16 protein-coding genes are annotated in these 15,407 nt (G+C 67.0%); 10 read left to right on the plus strand and 6 right to left on the minus strand.

Going from position 1 to position 15,407, the window contains the following annotated elements; genetic code table 11:
- Positions 1 to 102 precede the first annotated feature (102 nt).
- From M0R88_RS03860 to M0R88_RS03870, 3 genes are all read left to right on the plus strand, one after another.
- Positions 103 to 783 (plus strand): potassium channel family protein, encoded by a 681-nt coding sequence (locus tag M0R88_RS03860; protein WP_248655652.1) that lies wholly within the window; start codon positions 103 to 105, stop codon positions 781 to 783.
- Positions 780 to 2,381, plus strand: coding sequence for a TrkH family potassium uptake protein (locus tag M0R88_RS03865; protein WP_248655653.1), 1,602 nt, complete (start codon positions 780 to 782; stop codon positions 2,379 to 2,381). The genes M0R88_RS03860 and M0R88_RS03865 overlap by 4 nt, the downstream gene beginning before the upstream one ends.
- A gap of 206 nt (positions 2,382 to 2,587) precedes the next feature.
- Positions 2,588 to 2,788: a DUF7835 family putative zinc beta-ribbon protein gene (locus M0R88_RS03870; RefSeq protein WP_248655654.1), complete on the plus strand. Its 201-nt coding sequence runs from the start codon at positions 2,588 to 2,590 to the stop codon at positions 2,786 to 2,788.
- A gap of 182 nt (positions 2,789 to 2,970) precedes the next feature.
- Here M0R88_RS03870 and map read toward each other — a convergent pair whose 3' ends face one another.
- Positions 2,971 to 3,867, minus strand: a complete 897-nt coding sequence (gene map / locus M0R88_RS03875; RefSeq protein ID WP_248655655.1) for a type II methionyl aminopeptidase — start codon at positions 3,865 to 3,867, stop codon at positions 2,971 to 2,973.
- Positions 3,868 to 4,223: 356 nt separating this feature from the next.
- On the opposite strand from map, the gene M0R88_RS03880 reads away from it, so the two are divergent.
- Complete coding sequence (locus M0R88_RS03880; RefSeq protein WP_248655656.1) at positions 4,224 to 5,759, plus strand: hypothetical protein; 1,536 nt, start codon at positions 4,224 to 4,226, stop codon at positions 5,757 to 5,759.
- 36 nt (positions 5,760 to 5,795) lie between these two features.
- Here M0R88_RS03880 and M0R88_RS03885 read toward each other — a convergent pair whose 3' ends face one another.
- Complete coding sequence (locus M0R88_RS03885; RefSeq protein ID WP_248655657.1) at positions 5,796 to 6,713, minus strand: isoaspartyl peptidase/L-asparaginase; 918 nt, start codon at positions 6,711 to 6,713, stop codon at positions 5,796 to 5,798.
- Positions 6,714 to 6,878: 165 nt separating this feature from the next.
- On the opposite strand from M0R88_RS03885, the gene M0R88_RS03890 reads away from it, so the two are divergent.
- From M0R88_RS03890 to M0R88_RS03900, 3 genes are all read left to right on the plus strand, one after another.
- Positions 6,879 to 7,586, plus strand: a complete 708-nt coding sequence (locus M0R88_RS03890) for an SPRY domain-containing protein (protein WP_248655658.1) — start codon at positions 6,879 to 6,881, stop codon at positions 7,584 to 7,586.
- Positions 7,587 to 7,714: 128 nt separating this feature from the next.
- Positions 7,715 to 8,992: an isocitrate dehydrogenase (NADP(+)) gene (gene icd, locus M0R88_RS03895; protein WP_248655659.1), complete on the plus strand. Its 1,278-nt coding sequence runs from the start codon at positions 7,715 to 7,717 to the stop codon at positions 8,990 to 8,992.
- A 186-nt stretch (positions 8,993 to 9,178) separates the two neighbouring features.
- Entirely contained in the window at positions 9,179 to 10,078 is a 900-nt protein-coding gene (locus M0R88_RS03900) for a hypothetical protein (protein ID WP_248655660.1), read from the plus strand.
- 185 nt (positions 10,079 to 10,263) lie between these two features.
- Here the strand turns inward: M0R88_RS03900 and M0R88_RS03905 are convergent, their stop codons facing one another.
- Positions 10,264 to 10,602 carry a cupin domain-containing protein gene (locus tag M0R88_RS03905; RefSeq protein ID WP_248655661.1) on the minus strand — a complete coding sequence of 113 codons (339 nt, stop codon included), beginning with the start codon at positions 10,600 to 10,602 and terminating at the stop codon, positions 10,264 to 10,266.
- A gap of 155 nt (positions 10,603 to 10,757) precedes the next feature.
- Positions 10,758 to 12,014 carry a hydroxymethylglutaryl-CoA reductase (NADPH) gene (hmgA, locus tag M0R88_RS03910; RefSeq protein WP_248655662.1) on the minus strand — a complete coding sequence of 419 codons (1,257 nt, stop codon included), beginning with the start codon at positions 12,012 to 12,014 and terminating at the stop codon, positions 10,758 to 10,760.
- A 349-nt stretch (positions 12,015 to 12,363) separates the two neighbouring features.
- On the opposite strand from hmgA, the gene M0R88_RS18645 reads away from it, so the two are divergent.
- Entirely contained in the window at positions 12,364 to 12,498 is a 135-nt protein-coding gene (locus M0R88_RS18645) for a hypothetical protein (protein WP_256468579.1), read from the plus strand.
- Positions 12,499 to 12,526: 28 nt separating this feature from the next.
- On the opposite strand, the gene M0R88_RS03915 is transcribed toward M0R88_RS18645, so the two are convergent.
- Positions 12,527 to 12,784: a DUF8000 family membrane protein gene (locus M0R88_RS03915; RefSeq protein ID WP_497007286.1), complete on the minus strand. Its 258-nt coding sequence runs from the start codon at positions 12,782 to 12,784 to the stop codon at positions 12,527 to 12,529.
- A gap of 125 nt (positions 12,785 to 12,909) precedes the next feature.
- Positions 12,910 to 13,440, minus strand: coding sequence for a DUF5817 domain-containing protein (locus tag M0R88_RS03920; protein ID WP_248655664.1), 531 nt, complete (start codon positions 13,438 to 13,440; stop codon positions 12,910 to 12,912).
- Positions 13,441 to 13,753: 313 nt separating this feature from the next.
- On the opposite strand from M0R88_RS03920, the gene M0R88_RS03925 reads away from it, so the two are divergent.
- Both M0R88_RS03925 and M0R88_RS03930 read left to right on the plus strand, forming a co-directional pair.
- Positions 13,754 to 14,077 carry a DUF7991 family protein gene (locus M0R88_RS03925; protein ID WP_248655665.1) on the plus strand — a complete coding sequence of 108 codons (324 nt, stop codon included), beginning with the start codon at positions 13,754 to 13,756 and terminating at the stop codon, positions 14,075 to 14,077.
- Positions 14,078 to 14,428: 351 nt separating this feature from the next.
- Complete coding sequence (locus M0R88_RS03930; protein WP_248655666.1) at positions 14,429 to 15,400, plus strand: ribose 1,5-bisphosphate isomerase; 972 nt, start codon at positions 14,429 to 14,431, stop codon at positions 15,398 to 15,400.
- Positions 15,401 to 15,407 lie beyond the last annotated feature (7 nt).

Consider the following 15,407-nt stretch of genomic DNA (forward strand, 5'->3'; position numbering starts at 1 on the left):
GGTTTAGGCTCCGGCGGTTCGGCGACGCACGAAGCGGTCCGCGCGATTCGGCGCGAACAGAAAGGTATCTTTTCAAGCGTCGGTCTTTTAAGCGGAACACGAATGTATCTCGTCATCGTCGGAGCGGGCGACATCGGTTCGCAGCTCATCGAGATCGCGACCCAGAACGACAACGACGTGGTCGTCATCGAGAAGGACCCCGCGAGAGCCGAAGCCGCCGCCTCGCAGTTCGACGCGCTGGTGTTGAACGACGACGCCACCATCATGGACACCTTGGAAGAGGCGGGCGGCGACCGAGCCGACGCGCTCATCGCCACGACGCAGCACGACGCGACGAACGTCATGGTGAGCCTGCTCGGCAAGGAGTTGGAGATTCCCTCCATCGTCTCGGTGGTCCACAACCCCGAACACATGAGTCTCTTCCGCCAGATCGGCGTCAACGTGATGGAGAACCCCCAGCGGCTCATCGCCGACTACCTCTACCGGGCGGTCAAGCGCCCCTCCATCAAGGACTACATGCGCGTCGGCGACCGGGCCGAGGTGTTCGAGATAACCGTCCAAGAGGGCGCCGAGGTCGCTGGCATGACGCTCTCGCAGGCCGCCGACGAGGGGCTGTTCGGAAACGGCATCCTCGTAGTCGCCATAGAGCGCGACGGGAACGTCCTCACCCCGCGCGGCGACACCGAACTCCGGTCGGGCGACCTCGTGACCGTCTTCTCGGAGTCGGGCGTCACGCCCGAGACGACCGACATCTTCGGCCACGACGAGGACCACGAGAAATGACTCGCCGGCGGACCGTCCGGGGTGTGCCCGCAGACCTCGCCACCATCCTGCGGGACGTGGGCGCGCTCGTGCTGATGCAGGCCGGACTGATGACGCTCACCGTCGGCGTCGCCGCCGTGTTCCGCGAGTGGTACGTCGCGCTGGCGTTCCTGCTGGCGGGCGGCGTCACCACGCTGTTCGGCGGCCTCGGCCGCCGGACGTTCGCTGACGCGCCGGACCCCCAGATGAAACACGGGATGGTCATCGCCGCCGGCGGGTGGTTCGCCACTGCGACGTTCGGGTCGCTCCCGTTCCTGTTCTCGGCCCACCTCGTCCCGCCGGACGCGATGGCGACGTTCGTCCCGGCGGGCGTGGAGTACGCCCAGTCGAGCCTCGCGTACTTCCGGAACCCGCTTCACGCCTTCTTCGAGAGCATGTCCGGGTGGACCGGGAGCGGTCTCACGATGGCGGTCCACGAACCGTCGCTACCCCACACCATCCAGTGGTGGCGCTCGCTCATCCAGTGGGTCGGCGGCGTCGGCGTCATCGTCCTCACGACCGCCATCCTCGCCCGGCCGGGAAGCGGGAGTTACACGCTCTATCAGGCCGAGACCCGCGAGGAGCGCATCCATCCCAGCATCATCCACACGGTCCAAACGGTCTGGAAGATTTTCGCGGGCTACACCGTCCTCGCAATCGTCGCGCTGTTCCTCGCCATCTACCTGAGCGAACCGCTCTCGCCCGGCACCGCGTTCTGGCACGCGCTCAACCACGCGATGACGGGTCTCTCGACCGGCGGGTTCAGCGTCACGGACAACTCCATCGCCACCTACGACTCGACGCTGGTCGAGACCGTCCTGTTGCCCATCATGACGCTCGGGGCCATCGCGTTCCCCATCCACTACATGATGCTGACCAACCGGGACCCGCGCGCGCTCTTCGAGGACGTGCAGACGAAGTGGCTGTTCATCCTGTTCGCGGTCGGTGTCCTCGCGCTGACCGTCCAGAATCTGGCGACGCCCCAGTTCGGCGAGGCCTTCCTCGGGCGGGGCGACGCGTTCCGGGACTCCACCTTCCAGTTCGTGAGCGCGCTGACCTGCACGGGGTTCCAGTCCGCACCCATCGGCGAGTGGAGCCCCGGCGGGAAACTCATCGTGAGTTTCGCCATGACGCTGGGCGGTGCCGCGGGTTCGACCGTCGGCGGCATCAAGATAATCCGGGGCTACACCATCGGAAAGGGAATCAGGTGGCAGTTCGCCCGCGTGTTCCTCCCCTCGTCGGCCGTGGTGAACGTCGAAATCGGCGACCGACTGCTCGACCGCGAGGGGATGGAGCGGGAGTTCAGCGAGGCCGCCATCGTGAGTATGCTCTGGCTACTGATTCTGTTCGCCAGTAGCCTCGTCATGGTGAACGTCGCGGATCCCTCGTTCACCTACGCGGACGCGCTCTTCGAGGTCGCCAGCGCGCAGGGCAACGTCGGACTCTCGTCGGGCATCACCGGTCCGAGCATGCCAGCGGTCGCCGAAGGGATGTTCCTCCTCAACATGTGGATCGGCCGCCTCGAAATCATCCCGGTGCTGGTGTTTCTGCGGTCCGCGCTGTACGGTCTCGACCCCTAATCCCACTATATAAAATATTCGGCCGTTGCACGCCGTTTTTGTTTCATTACTCCACCTAACGAGTCTATAAACTGTTTCGGCCATTCTCGTTCGTCGTTAGGGGTAAATCACCGTACGGCGACGGAATGAACGGTTCGAACTCCCCCCAACGGAAGGGGGTTTTTATGCACCTATCAGCGCAAGTAAAGACCGAGAGGAAGGTCACGATGGCTACACAAAATCACAACTTCCAAGCGATAACGGAATCGTGCGACCAGTGCGGACGCGAGACCCCACACGAGGTCTCCGTGCAGATTCGGACCGAGAGCCAGAAGCGCGAGAACGCCGAGTTCTCGCGGGAGCCCTACCGCGTCACCGAGTGCGAAATCTGTGGCGCGGAGTCCAGCCAGCGGATGAACAACGCGTAGCGGCATCGATTTCTCCGTCGTTCTACCCGGCGAAGGAGGTCCGTCTCCGGAACAGGGTGTTCCGTACCGAAACAAAAACACGTCGGCACGAGAGGTATCGTCGCGCCCGGTTTTGTCAACGAGGGTGAATCTCGGGGGGGTGCGCTCGACCCCGTCGAAGTTCTCGGAGGCGTCGCGGAGATCTACTCGGTCGTGACTTCGCAGCCGTCTTCGGTCACGATGATGGTGTGTTCCTTCTGGCTGACCAGCTTCCCGTCGTCCTCCTTCAGCACCGGGTAGCCGTGGACGATGTCGTTCATCTTGAGTCGCCGCAGGGCCATCTCGGCGCGGGGAGCGTCGAGCCATCGCTTGGCGAACGGGAGCGTCCGGAACTCCTCGGTGATCTGTTCGAGCGCTTGGCGGGCCTGCCGGTCACGGACCGACCCCTCGCGTTCCAGCGCGAAAATCTCCTCGTCGTTGCCCTCGGTCACCTTGCCGGTGCCGTCGGTGGCGAACGGTTCGATGGCGACCACGTCGCCGACCTCCAACTCGACGCCCTGCGCGACGGCGCGATTGGGGATGTTGGGCGAGACGTGTTGCTGGTACTGGTCGAGACCGTGCCCGGTGAGGTTGACCACGGGGTTGTAGCCGTAGCCGTCGATGACCGACTCGATTTCCGCGCCGATATCGCCGGTCTCGACGCCGGGTTCCACCATGTCGAGCGCCGCTTCGAGGGCCTCCTCGCTGGCCTCCTTCAACTCGGGGTTGCCCGACAGGTCCACCGTAATCGCGGTGTCGGCTATCCAGCCATCGACGTGGACGCCGATGTCGAGGTTGACCATCTCCTCGTCGAACTCGGTGTCGTCGTCGCCGCCCGGCGTCGCGTGGGCGGCCTCCTCGTCCACGCTGATGTTGACCGGGAACGCGGGTTCGCCACCGAGTTCGCGGATGCGCTCCTCGGCGTACTCGGCGACCTCCAACTGCTTCGCGCCGACCTCGACGCGGTCGGCGGCCTCCCCGCGGACCTGTGCGAGGATTTCGCCGGCCTCGCGGTGCTTCTCGTACTTCTCGGCTTCGAGGTCCACCTCGGTTTCGCTCATGGGTTTCCTTTCGCCCGAGTCTCGGAAAGGGTTTCCGTCTCGCTACGGCGCGAACCGAAGTCGAGGCGGGCTACTGAGGGCGGAGATGGTGCGACCGACACGGGGCGACAGCGGCGGACCGACCGACACGGGGCGACTAAAATGGGCCGACGGCGACGGACCGACCGGGACCGCATCGAGAGGCGTCGCGCGCCGACTCGTCGGCGCTCGCGTGTCCTCGCGTGGCAAAGCGGTTAGGGCCGTCGTACCCGCGAGATAATTCCGCTGTAACGGCAGTAATAGCCCGTCAAAACCCCAAACGGAACGAAACGGTTGGTCCCGTTTATTGGCGGTTCCGGCGATATGATTGCCTGCATATGCAACGAGAAACCGGCGCAGTGCTGATGGTGATGGCCCTCGTTCTCGCCAGCGTCCCGCTGGCGGCCTTCGGAGGGACCGCATCGTCGCCTGCCGCACAGTCAGAGAACGTTACCCTGCAGGACGTGCAGGTCGAACAGTTACAGTTAGCGAACGCGACAGTCCGAAACGCGACGATAGAGACACTACAGGTAGACAGGGTCGAAGTCGTCGGCCAGAACAAGACGCTGGAGAACGCGACCCTCCAGAACGTCCGGCTTCAGAACCTCTCGGTCAGGAACATCTCGGTCCAGCAGCTCCAGACGCAGGACCAGACCCTCTCGCAGGCCCTGAGCGGGAACACGTCGGTCCAGTCGGTCACGGTGCAGGACCTGACCATCGAGCAGATGAACGTCTCGCAGTTCAGCGTCCAGAACATCCGCGTCGAGAGCGGTCAGCAGACGGGCGGTCAGGCCACCGAGAGCGGCGAAACGACCGCCGAGGCGGCCGCGCTCCAAGACGAGACGACCACCGCCGAGGGTCAGGAGACCACCACCGAAGCCGAGGAGACGACGATGGCCGCAGAGGAGACGACCGCGGCTGAGGAAGAGACCACGATGGCAGCCGAAGAGACCACCACCGAGGTGGGCGGTCAGGCCCAAGTCGGTGGCGTCACGGTCGAGAGCGCGACCATCGAGAACTTCCAAGTGGACCAGATGAGCGTCCAGACGCTGGTCCTCATGGACATCGGTGCCCAAGCGGGCCAGGTGACCACGCAAGAGACCACTGCCGCGGCCGAGGAGACCACTACGGAGGCCGAGGAGACCACCACGGAAGCTGAAGAGACCACGATGGCCGCCGAGGAGACCACGATGGCGGCCGAAGAAACCACGATGGCGGCCGAAGAAACCACGATGGCCGCAGAGGAGACGACCACCGAGGCGGCCGCGCTCCAAGACGAGACGACCACCGCCGAGGGTCAGGAGACCACCACCGAAGCCGAAGGCGACCAAGCGGGTGGCACGGTCATTAGCAGCCTCTCGGCCCAGAGCGTGAGCGTCCAGCGCGCTGTCGTCGGGTCGGTCGCCGCCAGCTCGGTCGACCTCGGCAGCGGCCAGATCGCGCTCATCTCCGTCCAGAACCTGAACGCTCCCAGCACGGTCCAGCAGGGCGAGTCCTACACCGTCGAGGCGGTCCTCGTCAACGTCGGTAACGACCGCGTGGCCAAGCAGGTCTCGTACCGCATCGGCGGCAACGTCATCGAGTCCGAACTCGTGCCGGTGCCCGCGGGCGGGTCCGCGACCGTCAGCTTCAACGCGAGCATCGGAACGTTCCCGACCGGCACGTACACGCACGGCGTCTACACCGACATGGCGCGCTCGACGGCGCAACTCGACGTTACCGAGTCCAACCAAACTGACGGCGGCCAGATAAACGTGGACGAAGAGACGACGACCGAAGGCGGCGAGACCACCACGACGGGTGGTGAGACGACGACCGAAGGCGGCGAGGAGACGACCGCCGCCGGCGAGGAGACGACCACCGCCGAGATGTAACGCCGTCCGGTTTCGATTCGATTCTTTTTCGCGGTCTCACTCGGTCGCCGAGCGACTGCTGACCGCGGTCTGCATCGCCTCGGAGTTGAACGCGCTTCCCGCGTTCCCGTCGCCGTCGAGGAGGATGACGCCGGCCGACGAGCCGGTGAGTTCCGCGAACTCCTCGATAGCGCGGTCGGCCGCGGCTTGGGCCTCGTAGCCGGATTCGAGGTGGCGGACCGCCCGCCGGGTGAGCGTCGCCTTGGCGATGTCCTCGCCCGCGCCCGTCGCGCTGGCCGCGCCCGCGGGGGCCGCGAAGAAGCCGCTCCCGATTTGGGGCACGTCGCCGACCCGACCCGCCAGCGCGAGCCACCGGCCGCCGGTCGAGGTCGCCGCCGCGAACTCGTCGGTCTCGGAGTCGTAGGCGACCGCACCCACGGTGTCGTGGTCCTTCGGATTCTCGTCGGACTCCTCGCTCGCGCTCTCGGGACTCCCGCCGAACTTCTCGGTCAGCCAGTCGAGGTGTTCCCGCGGGGTGCCCGTCGGCTTCGAATCGAGATCGGCCCACCTCTCGCGGGTGTCCTCCGACCAGAGGTCCGCGCCGGTCTCGACGCCGAAGTCGGCCGCGAGTTCGACCGCGCGGTCGCCCGAGACGAGGACGTGGGGTGTCTCCTCCATGACGACGCGCGCGGCGCTGACGGCGTGTTCGACGCCGGGCATCGAGCAGGCCGCGCCCGCCTCGCGGTCGCCGGTCATCAGGCCCGCGTCGGTCCGAATCGCGCCGTCGCTCTGGACAGCGCCGCCGACCCCGGCGTTGAACCGGGGTGCGGATTCGAGGACGTGGACCGCGGCCTCGACCGCGTCCACGACCGAGGACTCGGCCGCGCCGGTCTGGGCCGCCTCGTCCAACACTTCTTGTCTGGGTTCGGGTTCGTCGGGGGCGCTTCCCGCGCCACCGTGTACGATGACCTTCATGCGATGGGGTGGTTCGCCTTCGGCCTTAAATTCGGGTTACTCGGCAAGGGAAACCGTCGCGGTGCCACGCAGTCGCGGTCGAGTCGGCAGTAACTCCCTCACCTCCAACTCGCGCCTCCTTCAGAACCCAAGAACCTACGTTCCCGGATTAATCACGAACCGGACATGCCGACCTACGTCAGAGACGACGCCACGGACCTCCGAGTAATCGACCGCTGGGACGACGGTGTCGGCTGGCTCGTCGCCCCGGAAGAGGACGCGCAGCGCGCCAGCCACGCGGTTCTGGGCGACGACGGGGGAATCTGGCTGTTCGACCCCCTCGACGCGCCCGGCGTGGACGACCTCGTGGCCGACTTGGGCGAAGTGGCGGGGGTCGCGGTGCTGTCGAACTACCACGCCCGCGACGCCGGTGCGATTGCCCGTCGCCACGACGTTGCGGTCCATCTCCCGGCGTCGATGACCCGCGTCGAGGAGCGCGTCGATGCGCCAATCGAGCGTTTCAGCGGGACGCTGGCCGACTCCGGCTTCCGGGTCCGGACGCGCGCGCCCCTGCCGGGGTGGCGCGAGTCGGTCGCCTACCGGCCGTCGGACGGGACCCTCTACGCGCCGGACGTGCTGGGGACCGCGCCGCCGTACCGCGTCGGCGACGAACGACTCGGCGTCTACCTCTTCCGGCGACCCGCGCCTCCTCGGGAGTCGTTCGAGGGACTCGACGTCGCTCGGATTCTGGTCGGGCACGGCACGGGCGTCTTCGAGCGGCCCGACGAGGCGCTGGAGGACGCGCTGGCGGGGGCGCGCGAGCGGTTTCCGCGGGCGCTGCTCGAAAACGGCGCGAGTCAGCTTCGGGCGCTGACCGGGGCGGTACGGGAGTGAGCCGATCCCGCAGGAACGGCGCCTCGGGAATGGGTCACGTCCGCAAACTAGGAATATTAGGACGTATGGAGGTCTCGCAGGACTAAACGGTAGCCCTTTTATTCCTCTCTCACGCAGATTCGAGTGTCATGAGCTACGACAAGGTGGAAGTCCCCGAAAGCGGGGAGCCGGTTACCGTCGCGGAGGAAGGCGAAGACGGACTCGAAGTTCCCGAGAACCCCATCATCCCCATCATTCACGGGGACGGCATCGGTCAGGACGTCGGTCCGGCCGCCCAGAAGGTCCTCAGCAAGGCCGCCGAGGCGACCGGCCGCGAGGTCAACTGGATGCGACTCTACGCGGGCGAGAGCGCCCGACAGAAGTACGGCGAGGACGTCAACCTCCCCGACGAGACGGTCGAGGCCATCCGCGAGCACCGCGTGGCCATCAAGGGGCCGCTCACGACCCCCGTCGGCGCTGGCTTCCGGTCGCTGAACGTCGCGCTCCGTCAGACGCTCGACCTCTACGCGAACGTCCGGCCGACCTACTACCTCGACGGCGTTCCCTCCCCGATGAAAGCGCCCGAGGAGATGGACATGGTCACGTTCCGGGAGAACACCGAGGACGTGTACGCGGGCATCGAGTGGGAGCAGGGCACCGAGGAAGTCGAGAAGGTCCGGAACTTCGTCGAGGAGGAGATGGGCTTCGACGAGACGATGCACGAGGGTCCCATCGGTCTCGGTCTCAAGCCCATCTCCGAGAAGGGCAGCAAGCGCCTCGTCCGCGAGGCCATCGACTACGCCATCGAGAACGACCGCGACAAGGTCACGCTGGTCCACAAGGGCAACATCATGAAGTTCACCGAGGGCCAGTTCGGCGACTGGGGCATGGAGGTCGCCGACGAGGAGTACCCCGACGACGAGGTCTTCGCCGCGCCCGACTCGCTCTGGGAGGAGCAGGACGAGGTGGACATCCCGGAGGACGCCGTGATGGTCGAGGAGCGCCTCGCCGACGCGATGCTCCAGTGGATGCAGCTGCGCACCGACGAGTTCGACGTGCTCGCGATGCCGAACCTCAACGGCGACTACCTCAGCGACGCCGCGGGTGCCCAAATCGGCGGTCTGGGCATCGCGCCCGGCGCGAACTTCGGTGACAACCGCTGTCTCGCCGAACCGGTCCACGGCTCCGCGCCCAAGCGCGCCGGACAGGACAAGGCCAACCCGAGCGCGCTCATCCTCTCGGGTCGGCTCCTGTTCGAGTACCTCGGCTGGGACGACACCGGCCAGCTCATCCGCGACGCCGTCGAGCAGACCATCTCGTCGGGCACGGTCACGTACGACCTCGCCCGCCAGCGCGAGGACGCCGAGAAGGTCTCGACCACCGAGTACGCCGAGGCCATCTGCGACAACATCGACGACCTCGCGTAGACGCCGGTCGCTTCGACTCCGTTTCGATTCGGCTTCGATTCCGCTGCGGCTCCGCTTCGACCTCGCTTCGTCTTTCTTTTCGCGTGTCGAAATCTATCTTCCAGACGATACGTTAATCGAACAAGCCACGCCGTATTAAATTCATTGGGGGAGAGATTTATAAAATTCCGCGTGCGAGTCAATCGCATGAGTACGACGGAGGCACCGGGGACCCGGAGTCGACTCGACAGGTGGTTGGAATCGAACCTCTCGGGACTGCTCCCGTGGAAGCGCCGCGCCGAGGCGTTCTACCACGAGAAGCGCGCCAAACTCGCGGGAGACGACTACGAGACCGCCCGCGACCACTACGAGGAGGCGATCGGCGTCCGGGGTCGGCTCGGCGACCCCGAGCGAGCGATGGCGCTCGGGAAGGAACTGGCGGACCTCGCGCGCAAGCGGGGCGACGACGGCACGGCGCTCGACCACTACGAGCGCGTGGTCGAACTCCGCGCCCGCCGGGAGAACGCGCGGGGCGCGCTCGACGCGCTCGAACCGATGCTCGACATCCTCGACGCGGACGGCGTGGACGACGAACTCGCCGACTGGTGGGGTCACGCGCTGATGATTCTCGGGCGGGCCGAACCGGACGAAATCCCGAACGCGCGGCGCGACGAGTTGATTCGCCGGTACGCCGACCGGATTCGCAGCGAGGACAGCGCCGGACGGCTCTACGGGTTCGCGCTCACCCGCCTGCTGGCGGGCGAGGACGAGACGGGCGCGGACCTGCTCGACGCGACGTGGGAGCGCCGCGACGTGGTGCGCGAGCAGGTCGGCCAGTTCCTCGTCGTCCTCGCGGCGGGCGTCGGCCGAGTCGCTCACGCCGAACTGACGGGCCGCGAGGTGGACCGCGAGGCGACCCTCGACTTCGTGGCCGACCACCGCGAGAAGCTCTCGGAACCGGCGACGGCGCTCTTCGACCGACTCCGCGACGGCGAGACAGACGCGGACCCCGAGGGCCTGAAGACCGGCGTCGGGCCGAACGACGGCGCGGAACTCCGCGAGGTCGAGGCCGAAGTGTTCGGACAGTTCCTCGAACGGTTGGAGTGACCCGGCGCGAGTGACGGTGAAACGTCACTCTCGGCGCGTGCTGGCACGGTGCTGTGCGGTACTGTGCGGTCATGGTGACTCCGATGCTCGAGCCTGACGCTAGCTTCTACTCGGCGCTGTCGGGACGGCGTGAGGACTTCCCGGCGACGAGAATTCGAGTTCCGCGAATCCCGACGGCTCGCTTCTCAGTCCTTCCAGTCCGGATTCTCGCGCGGTGGGCTGAAGATGTCCACGCCCTCGACGGGCACGTCGCCGCGGTTCTCGGCGGCGTGAGGTTCGTCGCCGGGGATGGCGTACGAGTCGCCCTCGCTCACGTCGATTTCCTCGCCGTCCACGAGGAAAGTCAGCGTTCCGTTCGTGATGAAGCCGGTCTGTTCGTTGGGATGGCTGTGTTCGGGCACCTCCGCGTCGGGTTCGATGAAGAAGTGCTGGACGTTCATCTCGTCGGCACCCGCGAGCAGCGAGAGGTGGACGCCATCGACGGCTTCGGTGGACTCCTCGGCGTCTTTGGGTACGACTTCCATAGTCGGCCGTACCGAGAACCGCGAGCGACGTAAAGGTTCGACTACGGGAAAACGAATCGAGGAGAGTGAGGGAGAGAATGAGGCCGATAGCGAAGGAGTGAGACCGGCAGAGAGGGAGCGAGGACGACAGCGAGAGAGCGAGACCGTCGGTCGTCTCAGCGCCCGAGGTCCTCGTGGGCGCTCGACAGGTGCCGAGAGGCGAGCGCCGCGAGCAGCGAGAGTTCCCCGGCGAGCGCGCCCACGGCGATGATTTCGGCGAGCGCGTCGGCGTTGCTCCCGGCGGGGTCGCCGCCGCCGCGCAGGCCCAGCACGTCGAGGGCCTCCGACTGAGTGGGGAGCTTGGTGCCGCCGCCGACCGTACCGACCTCCAGACTGGCGAGACTCACGCTGGCGTACAGCGCGTCCTCGCGGGCCTCGACGGTCGTGATGGCGTTGGCCCCTTCCACGACCTGCGCGGCGTCCTGTCCGGTGGCGAGGAACGCCGCGGCGACGACGTTCGCGGCGTGGGCGTTGAAGCCGAGGGCTCCGGCCTTCGCGCTCCCGACGAGGTTCTTGCGGGTGTTGGCCTCCTCGATGGCCTCCGGCGTGGTGTGGAGGCGGTCTTCGACCGTCTCGCGCGGAATCGTCACGTCCGCCGTGACGCTCCGGCCCCGTCCCTCGACCGCGTTGATGGCGGCGGGCTTCTTGTCCGAGCAGAGGTTACCCGAGAGCGCGACCAGCGAGGCGGGCGTCTCCTCCTCCACGAGGTCGGCCGCTTCTCGGGTGGCGATGGTCGCCATGTTCATCCCCATCGCGTCTTTAGTGTCGTAGACGAACCGCAGGTAGACCGAATCGCCGACGACGTAGGTGTCCACGTCGACGAGTTCGCCGTGGCTGGTGGTCGATTCGGCGGCCTCCCGGAGCCGGTCGGTGTTCTCGCGGACCCACGAGACGACTTCCTCGGCCTCCGCGATGCCGCCGACGCGGAACACCGGCGCGCGGGTCATGCCCGATTTGGTGACGCGCGCGTCCGAACCGCCGGCGGTCGCGATGACCGATAGCCCTCGGTTGACGCTCGCCAGCAGCGCGCCCTCGGTCGTGGCAAGCGGCAGGTAGAACTCGCCGTCGGCCGCGCCACCCGCGACCTGCACCGGCCCGGCGACTCCCATCGGAATCTGGGCCGCGCCCACCATGTTCTCGATGGCGGTGTCGGCGGCCTGCTCGGCGTCGAGCGCGTAGTCGCCGATGGTCTCGACGTCGGCGTCGGTCTCCAGTTCGAGGAGTCGCCTGCGGGCCGCCGCGGCCGTCTCGGCGTCGGTGCGGTCGTCGAGTTCGTGGAGGCGCAATTCGCCCTCGCGGACCAACTCTGCGAGCGCCTCGGGGTCGCTCGCGGCGCTGGCGTCCGAATCGCTCGCGGCGGAGTCGTCGGTCATGTCCGGGGGATGGCGGGCGCGGCCCCTAACAGTTCTCATTCCGGTCGAGTGCGCGAGTCGCCTCCGCCGACTCGCGCCCGACCGGACGCGACCGGACCGGTCCCGTGGTCTCGCTCGCGAGGACGCGACTACTTTTACTTTCACTGCGCGCGTGGCTGAGGTTTATGCGGGTCTCGGCCGTAGCCGTAATCGGTCCCGGCGCGGCCGACCGGAGCGAGCGAGTTCCTGCACGCAGCGCCTCCTCCGCCGGGGTGCGACCCCAGTCAGTTCGATTCGGTCTCCACCCGACTGCTGTCATCCCCTACCCCCAACGCCACGCACCCCGGCCGCCACCGCGGGACCGTTTGTCATGACCGCGACGAAATCCGAGGGGGAGCCGTCCCTCACCGATTCGCGGTTCGCACAGTTGCTCCGACTGGTGAAACTCGTGTTGACCGTCCTGACGCTCGCCGTCACGCTCTGGAGAGCGTCGGGAATCCCGTAACCGAGTCGTCTTTTGACTACCGGAAACGTCACTCCCGCTCGTCGTCCTCGTCGGGGAGACGACCGACCGCCTTCTCCCACCGGTCTCGGGCCGCCTGTCCGGGGTCCGCGAACGGGTCGTACGTGATGTCTTCGAGCGTTCCGAGGTGCGCGAACCCGTCGTCGTCGGTCCGCTTGCGCCACAGGCCGAACGCGGTCACGGTCACCAGCGACCCGAACAGGACCGCCAACGCGACGCTTGCGGCACCGTCGAGGGGGAGCGCCACGAAGAGCAGGACCGCAACCAGTCAGACCAGTTGGAACGCGTAGAGGAGGAGACCCAACCGGCCGCCCGAAAGCTCGATACGCTTCCCCATCTCTTCCGGAGAGTCGAATCCCGGGCGAATAATCCTTTCACCGACGCTCCCGACGGTCAGAGCAACCGGTAGCGCCCGCGACTCTCGCTGACCTCGCCGCGGCGGGTCAGTTTGTCGAGCGCGTCGCGGACGTACTCGGCCGGGACGCCCTCCTCGCCGGCGTGCGCGACCACCTCGTCCTCGGTCGGCCGGTCGAGTTCCCGCAGGGCCGCCAGCACGGTGTCCTTCCGCGAGGACCCGCGCGTGCTGGCCGACCGGTTCTCGACGCGCTCGGCGGCCGCCTCGACCTCGTCGGTGTCGATGCCCGACGCTTCCAGATACTCGTCGTCCGAGACGCCAGCCTCCTCGACCTGCGACTCCATCTCGCTGAAGGAGTCCAATTCGGCGAACGTCTCGCCTTCGCCCTGCCGGTTGGCGAGTATCGACGACCGGACCTCGCGGGCGTGGTCCTCGTCGTCGGTCTCCACGAACTTCTTCAGCTTCTCGAACTTCCGGCGCTTGCCGCATCGGGGACACTGCGTGGTCTCCGGGCGACCCTCCACGATTTTGAGCGCCTGACAGTCGCTACACCCCACGACGGCGTACATACGTCTCGGTCGGGCTTTTTCGTACGTGAATCTTCGGTCTCGAACCGGTTTGGACGAGTTTAGCAATTTTATATATTTCTTTAAAGATTATTTTCCTTCTTCTGAGGTGTCTACAGTTGTCCGCCCGCGGTCGCCGGCCACGGTCGGCGGCGTAGCGGTGCGACGGCGCGGCGGTGCGTTTCGGCGGCGCGCTGAAACGCGCCGCCGCGCCATGTCGATTCCGGTCGGGAACGCCGAGGCCACTCCGACCCGACTCCGCTCCGGTGCGTATCCGGTAGCCACAAAAGCGAGCGGTCCCAAGACCGACGTAGCAATGGTCTCGGCCGCCACAGTCATCGGGTTCCTGCTCATCATGGTCGTCAACACCGTCCTCGCGGCGGTCTCCATCCGCTTCTTCCGGCTTCGGCTCTCGACCCAGTGGGGTGCCGTGGTGTACTCGGCGGTGTTCATCCCGCTGATGTACTTCGTCACGACCATCCTCCTCTCGGGGTTCGTCGGCTTCGGCGGGACCGGCGTCGAGGACCGGGGCACCGCGCTCATCGTGGTCTGGGTGATTCCGTTCACGCTGGCGGTGTCGCTCGAACTGTTCTGGATGCCCGCGCCCGACGAGGTCGAACTGCCCGAGCAGACTGGGTGAGAGACGATTTACGAAGTCCCGCCCGCTCGCTACGAATCAGATACGACTTCGAAGTGACCGTGAGAACCGTAACGACGACCGCCTCGGAAGCCCCCGCCCGCTCGCGGTCGCTGGCCGACATATCTTCGGCCCGGCACTCGCTTCGCTCGGGCCACGCCTCGATAGCGGGTCGGCCAGACGACCACGGTAAACGCGAGCGGTCGGCCCCTTCATCCCTCCACGGTGGACTGGTCGGCCGAGCTTTTCCGGTGGATTGGTCGGTTAAACGCGACGGTGAACCTGTCAGGTTGCGCGACGGGATTTCGAGGAGACCCCTATCGCTTTTCCCGCCTTGGCCCGTACCTCGCGGACATGGACGCCGAGCTTCACGAGAGCGTCGAGGAGGCCGCCAGCGACATCGCCAGCATGGAAATTCGCGGTGCGGCAACCATCGCCGACGCCGCGGCCGAGGCGCTCGCCGCGCAGGCCGAGGACAGCACGGCCGACGACCCCGCGGCGTTTCGCGCGGAGATGCGCGCCGCGGCGCGGCGACTCCGCGAGACCAGACCGACCGCGGTCAGCCTGCCGAACGCGCTCCGGTACGTCCTCCGCGGGATGGACGGCGAGACGGTGCCCGACCTCCGCGAGTCGGTGGTCGAGAGCGCCCGCGAGTTCCGGCGCGAACTCGACCAAGCCCAGGAGAATCTGGGGCGCATCGGCGCGAACCGCCTGCGCGACGGCGACACCGTGATGACCCACTGCCACTCGACCGACGCGCTCTCCTGCGTCGAGGCGGCCTTGGATCAGGGCAAGGAAATCGAAGCCATCGTCAAGGAGACCCGGCCGCGCAAGCAGGGCCACATCACCGCCAAGCAACTCCGCGAGTGGGACGTTCCCGTCACGCTGGTCGTGGACAACGCGGCCCGCCGATACCTCGACGAGACCGACCACGTGCTGGTCGGCGCGGACTCCATCGCGGCTGACGGGTCGGTCATCAACAAGATCGGGACCTCCGGACTGGCGGTCAACGCCCGCGAACGGGGCGTCCCCATCATGGTCGCGGCCCAGACGCTGAAGCTCCACCCCGATACGATGACGGGCCACACCGTCGAAATCGAGATGCGCGACGAGCGGGAGGTCCTGACCGAGGACGAGGAACTCGAAATCGACGGCGAGACCGACGGCGAGAGCTTCGCAATCGAGAACCCCGCGTTCGACGTGACGCCGCCGCGCTACGTGGACGCCATCGTGACCGAGCGCGGGCAGTTCCCCCCCGAGAGCATCGTGACGCTGATGCGCGAACTGTTCGGCGACCAGCAGGGCGGCGAGCCGTGGGAGGAGTAGCGAGCGT

It is taken from the genome of Halorussus gelatinilyticus (genome assembly GCF_023238445.1).
In the GTDB taxonomy this organism is placed as follows: domain Archaea; phylum Halobacteriota; class Halobacteria; order Halobacteriales; family Haladaptataceae; genus Halorussus; species Halorussus gelatinilyticus.

Coding starts and splice junctions, on each gene's coding strand:
- M0R88_RS03860 (WP_248655652.1), top strand. CDS start 103: ATGTATCTCGTCATCGTCGGAGCGGGCGACATCGGTTCGCAGCTCATC.
- M0R88_RS03905 (WP_248655661.1), bottom strand. CDS start 10,602: ATGGAAGTCGTACCCAAAGACGCCGAGGAGTCCACCGAAGCCGTCGAT.
- M0R88_RS03925 (WP_248655665.1), top strand. CDS start 13,754: ATGGTCTCGGCCGCCACAGTCATCGGGTTCCTGCTCATCATGGTCGTC.
- M0R88_RS03920 (WP_248655664.1), bottom strand. CDS start 13,440: ATGTACGCCGTCGTGGGGTGTAGCGACTGTCAGGCGCTCAAAATCGTG.
- map (WP_248655655.1), bottom strand. CDS start 3,867: ATGAGCGAAACCGAGGTGGACCTCGAAGCCGAGAAGTACGAGAAGCAC.
- M0R88_RS03880 (WP_248655656.1), top strand. CDS start 4,224: ATGCAACGAGAAACCGGCGCAGTGCTGATGGTGATGGCCCTCGTTCTC.
- M0R88_RS03865 (WP_248655653.1), top strand. CDS start 780: ATGACTCGCCGGCGGACCGTCCGGGGTGTGCCCGCAGACCTCGCCACC.
- M0R88_RS03870 (WP_248655654.1), top strand. CDS start 2,588: ATGGCTACACAAAATCACAACTTCCAAGCGATAACGGAATCGTGCGAC.
- M0R88_RS03885 (WP_248655657.1), bottom strand. CDS start 6,713: ATGAAGGTCATCGTACACGGTGGCGCGGGAAGCGCCCCCGACGAACCC.
- icd (WP_248655659.1), top strand. CDS start 7,715: ATGAGCTACGACAAGGTGGAAGTCCCCGAAAGCGGGGAGCCGGTTACC.
- M0R88_RS03930 (WP_248655666.1), top strand. CDS start 14,429: ATGGACGCCGAGCTTCACGAGAGCGTCGAGGAGGCCGCCAGCGACATC.
- hmgA (WP_248655662.1), bottom strand. CDS start 12,014: ATGACCGACGACTCCGCCGCGAGCGATTCGGACGCCAGCGCCGCGAGC.
- M0R88_RS03900 (WP_248655660.1), top strand. CDS start 9,179: ATGAGTACGACGGAGGCACCGGGGACCCGGAGTCGACTCGACAGGTGG.
- M0R88_RS03890 (WP_248655658.1), top strand. CDS start 6,879: ATGCCGACCTACGTCAGAGACGACGCCACGGACCTCCGAGTAATCGAC.
- M0R88_RS18645 (WP_256468579.1), top strand. CDS start 12,364: ATGACCGCGACGAAATCCGAGGGGGAGCCGTCCCTCACCGATTCGCGG.